The 8570-nt window shown below is 62.7% G+C and carries 11 protein-coding genes and 1 pseudogene; all 12 read left to right on the top strand.

Annotation, left to right across the window (positions count from 1 at the left end):
- On the top strand, positions 1 to 879 hold an 879-nt coding region (locus VGD20_RS19100; protein WP_331135960.1), incomplete at its 5' end, for an NADH-quinone oxidoreductase subunit D.
- Positions 876 to 1172 carry a hypothetical protein gene (locus VGD20_RS19095; RefSeq protein WP_331135959.1) on the top strand — a complete coding sequence of 99 codons (297 nt, stop codon included), beginning with the start codon at positions 876 to 878 and terminating at the stop codon, positions 1170 to 1172. The genes VGD20_RS19100 and VGD20_RS19095, both read left to right, overlap by 4 nt.
- Positions 1165 to 1833: an NAD(P)H-dependent oxidoreductase subunit E gene (locus tag VGD20_RS19090; RefSeq protein ID WP_331135958.1), complete on the top strand. Its 669-nt coding sequence runs from the start codon at positions 1165 to 1167 to the stop codon at positions 1831 to 1833. Before VGD20_RS19095 ends, VGD20_RS19090 begins: the two co-directional genes overlap by 8 nt.
- Entirely contained in the window at positions 1833 to 2012 is a 180-nt protein-coding gene (locus VGD20_RS19085; protein ID WP_331135957.1) for a hypothetical protein, read from the top strand. The genes VGD20_RS19090 and VGD20_RS19085 overlap by 1 nt, the downstream gene beginning before the upstream one ends.
- Entirely contained in the window at positions 2012 to 3301 is a 1290-nt protein-coding gene (nuoF, locus tag VGD20_RS19080) for an NADH-quinone oxidoreductase subunit NuoF (protein WP_331135956.1), read from the top strand. Before VGD20_RS19085 ends, nuoF begins: the two co-directional genes overlap by 1 nt.
- Positions 3298 to 3600 (top strand): hypothetical protein, encoded by a 303-nt coding sequence (locus VGD20_RS19075; protein WP_331135955.1) that lies wholly within the window; start codon positions 3298 to 3300, stop codon positions 3598 to 3600. Before nuoF ends, VGD20_RS19075 begins: the two co-directional genes overlap by 4 nt.
- A complete protein-coding gene (nuoG, locus tag VGD20_RS19070) occupies positions 3600 to 5636 on the top strand; it encodes an NADH-quinone oxidoreductase subunit NuoG (RefSeq protein ID WP_331135954.1) in 2037 nt (678 codons plus the stop codon). The genes VGD20_RS19075 and nuoG overlap by 1 nt, the downstream gene beginning before the upstream one ends.
- A 130-nt stretch (positions 5637 to 5766) precedes the next feature.
- A complete protein-coding gene (gene nuoH, locus VGD20_RS19065) occupies positions 5767 to 6810 on the top strand; it encodes an NADH-quinone oxidoreductase subunit NuoH (RefSeq protein WP_331135953.1) in 1044 nt (347 codons plus the stop codon).
- On the top strand, positions 6807 to 7295 hold the full coding sequence (gene nuoI / locus VGD20_RS19060) for an NADH-quinone oxidoreductase subunit NuoI (protein WP_331135952.1): 489 nt from the start codon (positions 6807 to 6809) through the stop codon (positions 7293 to 7295). The genes nuoH and nuoI overlap by 4 nt, the downstream gene beginning before the upstream one ends.
- A gap of 12 nt (positions 7296 to 7307) precedes the next feature.
- Positions 7308 to 7919, top strand: coding sequence for an NADH-quinone oxidoreductase subunit J (locus VGD20_RS19055; protein WP_192645528.1), 612 nt, complete (start codon positions 7308 to 7310; stop codon positions 7917 to 7919).
- Positions 7916 to 8221 carry an NADH-quinone oxidoreductase subunit NuoK gene (gene nuoK, locus VGD20_RS19050; protein ID WP_003051614.1) on the top strand — a complete coding sequence of 102 codons (306 nt, stop codon included), beginning with the start codon at positions 7916 to 7918 and terminating at the stop codon, positions 8219 to 8221. Before VGD20_RS19055 ends, nuoK begins: the two co-directional genes overlap by 4 nt.
- Positions 8222 to 8225: 4 nt before the next feature.
- Positions 8226 to 8570: pseudogene (locus tag VGD20_RS19045) on the top strand (NADH-quinone oxidoreductase subunit L); the annotation flags it as partial.

Genomic DNA, 8570 nt, shown 5'->3' with positions numbered 1-8570 from the left:
CTGTTCGCCGAGCTGACGCGCATCTGCAATCATATGCTCAACATCGGGTCGCACGTCATGGACGTCGGCGCGATGACGCCGAACCTGTGGGTGTTCGAGCTGCGCGAGGATTGCCTGAACTTTTTCGAGCGCGCGTCGGGCGCGCGCATGCACTCGGCATATTTCCGTCCGGGAGGTGTGCACCAGGATGTTCCCGAACGGCTGCTCTACGACATCGGCGAATGGTGCGAGAAGCGCCTGCCGAAGCTGTTCGGCGATGCCATGAGCCTTGTCATCGACAACCGCATCTTCAAGCAGCGCAACGTCGATATCGCGACGGTGTCGAAGGAAGACGCGCTGGCATGGGGTTTCTCGGGCCCGATGATCCGCGGCAGCGGCATCGCTTGGGATTTGCGCAAGTCGCAGCCCTATGACGCCTATGCGAAGATGGACTTCGACATCCCTGTCGGCACGCGCGGCGACTGCTACGACCGCTTCATGGTCCGCGTGCAGGAAGTCTATCAGTCGGCGCGCATCATCCTCCAGTGCCTGCGCGACATGCCGACGGGCCCGATCGCCAGCCTCGACCGTAAGGTCGTGCCGCCGAAGCGCGGCGAGATGAAGCAGTCGATGGAATCGCTGATCCATCACTTCAAGCTCTACACCGAGGGCTTCCACGTCCCCGCGGGCGAAGTCTATGTCGCGACCGAAAGTCCGAAGGGCGAATTCGGCGTCTATCTGGTCAGCGACGGCACCAACAAGCCGTATCGCTGCAAGATCCGCCCGACGGCGTTTTCGCATTTGCAGGCGATGGACATGATGTCGAAGGGCCATATGCTCGCCGATACCACTGCAATTATCGGGGCGATTGACGTCGTGTTCGGGGAGTGTGATCGGTGAGTTATGTCCCGAAATTCTTCGACTTGGTTCATGCAAATGACGAGCATCTTGGTCGTGCGCCGAAGCCAGCCCCGAGCAAGTCTCACGAGCGATTCTATTTTGGAATGGCCGCTCTCACGGCCGCCATCACCATTGTTGGCGCGTTAATCTATGATGATGTGAGGCTTCTTCGAGGGCTGTGGACTGTACCGACTCTTTCTTTTGGCGTCGGGATGTTTCTTCGCATCCGGCGCTTGCGCATGACGCGGATCGAGGCGTCTTTCTACTTCAAAGAGAATGTCTCCAATGGCTGACGCACCCCAAATCCCCGATGAAGCCGAAACCCGCGCGCGCTGGGGCGCTTTTGCGTGGACGGCGGAAAATGCCGAGAAGGCGAAGGCGGTCATCGCACGCTACCCCGCGGGGCGCCAGCGTTCGGCGGTGATGCCTTTGCTCGATCTCGCGCAGCGCCAGGTCGGCGCCGAGACGCAGACGCAGGGCTGGCTGCCCGTGCCGGTGATCGAATATGTCGCGGCGCAGCTCGATATGCCGTTCATCCGCGCCTATGAGGTCGCGACCTTCTACACCATGTACAATCTCGTGCCCGTCGGCCGCTATCATGTGCAGGTCTGCGGCACGACGCCGTGCATGCTGCGCGGGTCGGACGATGTGATGGCGGCGTGCAAGAACCGCGGCATGGTGAAGGGCAAGACGACGCCCGACGGCCTGTTCACGCTGACCGAGGTCGAGTGCATGGGAACCTGCACCAACGCGCCGATGGTCCAGATCAACGACGATAATTACGAAGACCTCGATTTCGACAGCATGGCGCGCATTCTCGACGCACTTGCCGCAGGCGAGACGCCGAAGGCGGGGACGCAGGTCCCGGGGCGTCATACGAGCGAGCCCGAGGGCGGCCCGACGACGCTGAAAGAGATGGTGTCGTCGAACCATGATTACCGGAAGGACTGGTGATGGACTTGCAGAAAATCCTTCATCTGATCATCCTGATCGTCTTCGTGATGATCGCCTTCGTCGCGATCGCCTTTGTCATGAAGGTCGCGTTCAGCGTCCTGCATCTGGCGCTGGTCGTCGCGATCATTCTCGCGCTCTATTTCGGCGCCGAGGCCCTGTTCGGAAAGGGGCGCCGCTAATGCTCGCCGACAAGGATCGCATTTTCACCAATCTCTACGGGTTCCAGCCGTGGAACCTCAAATCCGCGCAGGCGCGCGGCGATTGGGACAATACCAAGGACCTGATGAAGCGCGGCCAGGACGCGATCATCGAAGAGATCAAGGCGTCGGGTCTGCGCGGCCGCGGCGGCGCGGGTTTCCCGACGGGACTCAAGTGGAGCTTCATGCCGAAGGAACCGCGCGCCGACCGCCCGAGCTTCCTCGTCATCAACGCCGACGAATCCGAACCGGGTTCGTGCAAGGACCGCGAGATCATCCGCCACGATCCGCACAAGCTGATCGAAGGTGCCCTGATCGCGGGCTTCGCGATGCGCGCGCGCGCCGCGTACATCTATATCCGCGGTGAGTTCATCCGCGAGGCCGAGACGCTCTTCGCCGCGGTGCAGGAAGCGTATGACGCCGGCCTGCTCGGCAAGAACGCGGCCAAGTCGGGCTACGACTTCGACGTCTTCGTCCACCGCGGCGCCGGCGCGTACATCTGCGGCGAAGAAACCGCGATGATCGAAAGCCTCGAGGGCAAGAAGGGCCAGCCGCGCCTGAAGCCGCCGTTCCCGGCGGGGGCGGGCCTTTACGGCTGCCCGACGACGGTCAACAATGTCGAAAGCATCGCGGTCGTCCCGACGATCCTGCGCCGCGGCGCGCCGTGGTTCTCGTCCTTCGGGCGCGAGAATAACAAGGGCACCAAGCTTTTCCAGATCAGCGGCCATGTGAATCGCCCATGCGTCGTCGAGGAAGAGATGGGCATCACCTTCCGCGAACTGATCGACACGCATTGCGGCGGCATTCGTGGCGGCTGGGACAATCTGCTCGCGGTGATCCCGGGCGGTTCGTCGGTTCCGCTCGTCCCCGCAGCCGAGATCATGGACGCGCCGATGGATTTCGACGGGCTGAAAGCCGTCGGATCGGGCCTCGGCACCGCGGCAGCGATCGTCATGGACAAGTCGACCGACGTCGTCCAGGCGATCAGCCGCATCAGCTATTTCTACAAGCATGAAAGCTGCGGCCAGTGCACACCGTGCCGCGAAGGCACCGGCTGGATGTGGCGCGTGATGGAGCGGCTGCGCACCGGCGACGCCGACATCAGCGAGATCGACACGCTGTTCGACGTGACCAAGCAGGTCGAGGGCCACACCATTTGCGCGCTCGGCGACGCCGCGGCGTGGCCAATCCAGGGCCTGATCAAGCATTTCCGCCCCGAAATCGAACGCCGCATCCGCGAGAATGGCGGCATGGTGGAGGCGGCGGAATGATCAGCGCCGTTTCGACAGTTCTTTTCGGCGCCATGCTCCTCGCTTCGACTTCAACCCTGAGCGCGAAGGACGAAGCGGCTTTTGCCAAATGCCTTTGGGAAAAGGCACCTTCAGAAGCCGAAACCATTGTTTCGACGAAAGACGAAATTGCTTTCATGCAAGCGCTGATAAAAGGTGGCGCTGCTTGCGGCCATGCTGAGGCAGGGGTCGACATCGACCGTTTCGCAAAGGCGGTCCATGACGCTCGCCCGAAAGACCTTTCGCGACCCAAAGATAGTTCAAACGGGCGGACAAAATAATGCCTAAAGTAACCGTAGATGGCGTAGAACTCGACGTCCCGCAGGGCGCGACCGTTCTGCAGGCGTGCGAGATGGCGGGGAAGGAAATTCCGCGCTTCTGCTACCATGAACGCCTGTCGATCGCGGGCAATTGCCGTATGTGCCTCGTCGAGGTCGCGCCCGGCCCGCCGAAGCCGCAGGCATCGTGCGCGCTGCCGGCCGCCGAGGGTCAGGTGATCAAGACCGACAGCCCGATGGTGAAGAAGGCGCGCGAAGGGGTGATGGAGTTCCTGCTCATCAACCACCCGCTCGACTGCCCGATCTGCGATCAGGGCGGCGAGTGCGACCTGCAGGACCAGTCGGTCGCCTATGGCCGCGGCGCGACGCGCTACGACGAGAACAAGCGCGCGGTCACCGAGAAATATATGGGCCCCATCGTCAAGACGGTGATGACCCGGTGTATCCAGTGCACGCGCTGCGTCCGCTTTGCGGAGGAAGTCGCGGGCGTGGAAGATGTCGGTGCGATCTATCGCGGCGAGAATATGCAGATCACGTCGTACCTCGAACGTGCGGTCGGCAGCGAATTGTCGGGCAATATCGTCGATCTGTGCCCGGTCGGCGCGCTGACCAGCAAGCCCTATGCGTTCGAAGCGCGTCCGTGGGAGCTCACCAAGACGCTCGGCATCGACATGATGGATGCGGTCGGCACCAATGTCCGCATCGACGCACGCGGCCGTCAGGTCCTGCGCGTGCTGCCGCGCGTCAACGACGACGTGAACGAGGAATGGGCGAACGACAAGACGCGCCACCATGTCGACGGCCTGACCCGTCGCCGCCTCGACCAGCCCTATGTCCGCGTCAACGGCGCGCTCCAGCCTGCAAGCTGGGCCGAAGCCTTCGCCGCGATCAAGGCGGTGAACGCCGGTTCGTCGGTCGCGGCGATCGCGGGCGATCTCGCCGATTGCGAGACGATGTTCGCCGCGAAGTCGCTCGTCACTGCGCTCGGGGGCACCCTGCTCGAAGGACGCCAGACCGGCCTCGACTATGACGTCACCAGCCTGTCGGCGGTCAATTTCAATACCGGCATCGCCGAGGCCGAAAATGCCGACGTGATCCTGCTCGTCGGCACGAACCTCCGCTGGGAAGCGCCGCTGATCAACACGCGCGTCCGCAAGGCGGTGTGGAAGAAGGGCGCGAAGGTCTTTGCGATCGGTCCCGAAACCGACCTGACGTACAAGACCGAGTGGCTCGGCGACGATGCTTCTTTGGTTGCGAAGCTGCCGGCGCATGTGCTCGACGCGCTGAAGGGTGCCGAGCGGCCGATGCTGATCTTCGGCGGCGGCGCCTTGTCGGTGCCCGGCGTCCACGGCGCGGGCCTCGCGCTCGCCAAGTCGGTGAATGCGGTCAAGGACGCCGCTTCGACAGGCTCAGGACAGGGCTGGAACGGCTATAATGTCGTGCATTTCTCGGCGGCGCGCATGGGCTCGCTGATGCTCGGCTACGGCCTGCCCGGCGGGATCAAGGACGTGATCGCGGCGAAGCCGAAGCTTGCCTTCTTCCTCGGCGCCGACGAGGTCGATTTTGCGGCGCTGCCCGATACGTTCAAAGTCTATGTCGGCCACCATGGCGACAAGGGCGCGCATGCCGCCGACGTCATCCTGCCGGCGGCCGCGTGGACCGAAAAGGACTTCACCACGGTCAACACCGAAGGCCGCGTCCAGCGCAGCGAAAAGGCGGTGTTCGCACCCGGCGACGCGCGCGAGGATTGGAGCATTTTCCGTGCGCTCGCCGATGCGCTCGGCGTTTCGCTCGGCTTCGACAGCTTTGCGCAGTGCCGTGCGGCGATGATCGCCGCGGTGCCGGCGCTCGGTGTCGAAGGCCTCGCCGACTATGGCTGGACCGTGCCGAAGCTGCCCGCGAAGCCCGAGGCGCGCGCGATCCCGTCGCCGATCAAGGATTTCTACCTCACCAACGCCATCTGCCGCGCGTCGCCGACGATGCAGCGCTGCTCGGAAGAGCTGATCCATGGCGCAGACTTTGCGGAGGCCGCGGAATGACCCCGGTGCATGCGATTGCCAGCGTGTTGCTGGTCGGGATGGGCTATTCGGTGTGGCGCGGGTTCAATCCGCGCAAGTCGGAAAGACCCGGGCCGCATAATGGTTGGAAAAACCAGGACGGGGCGCGGAAATGACCGAGACCTTCATTTCCTGGGGCATGGACCCGAACTGGGCGTGGGGCGTCGCGACGATTTGCGGCATCCTGCTCATCGCGCTGCCGCTGATGCTCGCGGTTGCGATGATCATTTATGCCGACCGCAAGATCTGGGCGGCGATCGCGCTGCGCCGCGGTCCGAACGTTGTCGGTCCCTTCGGCTTGCTGCAATCGTTCGCCGACGGTTTGAAAGTGTTCCTGCAGGAAACGATCATACCCACGTCGGCGAACCGCGGACTGTTCCTGATCGCGCCGATCATCACCTTCACCGTAGCGCTGATGGCGTGGGCGGTGATCCCGTTCAATTCGGGCGCGGTACTCGCCGATATCAACGTCGGGCTGCTCTATATCCTCGCGATCTCGTCGCTCGGCGTCTATGGCGTGATCCTGTCGGGCTGGGCGTCGAACTCGAAATATCCTTTCTTTTCGGCGATGCGCGCCTCGGCGCAGATGATCAGCTACGAAGTCTCGATCGGTTTCATCCTGATCGGCGTCGTGCTGTTCGCCGACAGCTTCAACATGAACGAGATCGTCAAGGCGCAGATCGGCCACGGCTTCGGCATCGTCAACGCCTTCGGCTTCAACCTGCTGCTTTTCCCGCTCGCGGTGATGTTCCTGATCTCGTCGCTCGCCGAAACCGCCCGCGCGCCGTTCGACCTGACCGAGGCGGAATCGGAACTCGTCGCGGGGTACCAGACCGAATATTCGTCGATGAGCTTCGCGCTCTTCTGGCTCGGCGAATATGCCAACGTCCTGCTGATGTGCACGCTCAACGCCGTGCTCTTCTGGGGCGGTTGGCTGCCCCCGATCGACTGGGCGCCGCTCTATGTCGTCCCCGGCATCATCTGGCTGTTCGCGAAGATCCTGTTCTTCTTCTTCGTCTTCAGCTGGGTCAAGGCAACCGTCCCGCGCTATCGCTATGACCAGCTGATGCGGCTGGGCTGGAAGGTTTTCCTGCCGATCTCGCTCCTCTGGATCTTCCTGATCTCCGGCTATCTGATGCTGACGAGGTATTCATGAGTACCATTGCCCACCTCATCAAAAGCTTCACTTTGTGGGAGTTCGTCAAAGCCCATTGGCTGACGCTGAAATATTTCTTCAAGCCGAAGGCGACGATCAACTATCCGTTCGAGAAGAACCCGCTCAGCCCGCGTTTCCGCGGCGAGCATGCGCTGCGCCGCTATCCGAACGGCGAGGAACGCTGCATCGCGTGCAAGCTGTGCGAGGCGGTGTGCCCGGCGCAGGCGATCACGATCGAGGCCGAACCGCGTGAAGACGGCTCGCGCCGCACGACGCGCTACGACATCGACATGACCAAGTGCATCTATTGCGGCTTCTGCCAGGAGGCATGTCCGGTCGATGCCGTCGTCGAGGGGCCGAACTTCGAATTCGCGACCGAAACGCGCGAAGAACTGCTCTATGACAAGGCCAAGCTACTCGCCAATGGCGACAAATGGGAACGCGCGATCGCGGCGAATCTTGCCGCCGACGCGCCCTATCGATAAGGGCGCGCGCACATGATCCAGCTCTTCGCCTTCTACCTCTTCGCGACCATCGTCATTGCCTCTGCGGCGATGGTGATTTTCGCGCGCAACCCCGTCCACAGCGTCATGTGGCTGATCCTCGCCTTCTTCAACGCGGCGGGTCTGATGCTGCTCGCGGGCGCCGAATTCATCGCGATGCTGCTTGTCATCGTCTATGTCGGCGCGGTCGCGGTGCTGTTCCTGTTCGTCGTAATGATGCTCGACATCGATTTCGCCGAGCTGCGCGCGGGTTTTGTCCGTTACCTGCCGCTCGGCGCGCTTGTTGCGATCATCCTTGCCGCTGAACTCGTGTTCGCGGTCGGCGCATGGAGCGCGGGCGGGGTCGATCTTGCATCGCGTGCGGCACCGGTCGTCAGCGACAAGAGCAATATCCAGCAGATCGGTGAGTTGCTCTACACGCGCTACATCTTCCTGTTCGAGGCGGCGGGTATCGTCCTGCTCGTCGCTATGATCGGCGCGATCGTGCTGACGCATCGCCAGCGCGGCGGGGTGCGCACGCAGAATATCTCGAAGCAGAACCAGCGCCGCCCGCAGGATGCGACGCGTCTGGTCGATCCGGGCGTCGGGCAGGGGATGGAATTGTGATTTCGGTCGGCCATTATCTCGCCGTTTCGGCGGTGCTCTTCACGCTCGGCGTGCTCGGCATTTTCATCAACCGCAAGAATATCATCGTTATCCTGATGGCGATCGAGCTCATTCTTTTGGCGGTGAACATCAACCTCGTCGCGTTCAGCGCCGCGCTCGGCGATCTCGTCGGGCAGGTCTTCTCGATGTTCGTGCTGACCGTCGCTGCGGGCGAAGCCGCGATCGGTCTTGCCATTCTCGTCATTTACTTCCGCGGCCGCGGCACCATTGCCGTCGACGATGCCAACCGGATGAAGGGGTAAACCGGTGATCCAGGCGATCGTTTTCCTGCCGCTGCTCGCGGCCATCATCGCAGGCCTCGGCCAGCGCGTGATCGGCAATGTGCCATCGAAAATCCTGACCACGGGCGCGCTGTTCACCAGCTGCGCCTTGAGCTGGCCGATCTTCCTGTCGTTCGTGACGGGCAGCGGCGAAGCGACCGTGACCCCGGTGCTGCACTGGGTGTCTTCGGGCGCGCTCCAGTTCAACTGGGAGTTGCGCGTCGACACGCTGACCGCGGTGATGCTCGTCGTCATCACGACGGTGTCGGCGCTCGTCCACCTCTATAGCTGGGGCTATATGGAGGAAGATCCGGACCAGCCGCGCTTCTTC

It is taken from the genome of Sphingopyxis sp. (genome assembly GCF_036402335.1).
In the GTDB taxonomy this organism is placed as follows: domain Bacteria; phylum Pseudomonadota; class Alphaproteobacteria; order Sphingomonadales; family Sphingomonadaceae; genus Sphingopyxis.
Note: the sequence above shows the minus strand (reverse complement) of the source record. Positions and strands in the feature narration are given on the sequence as shown.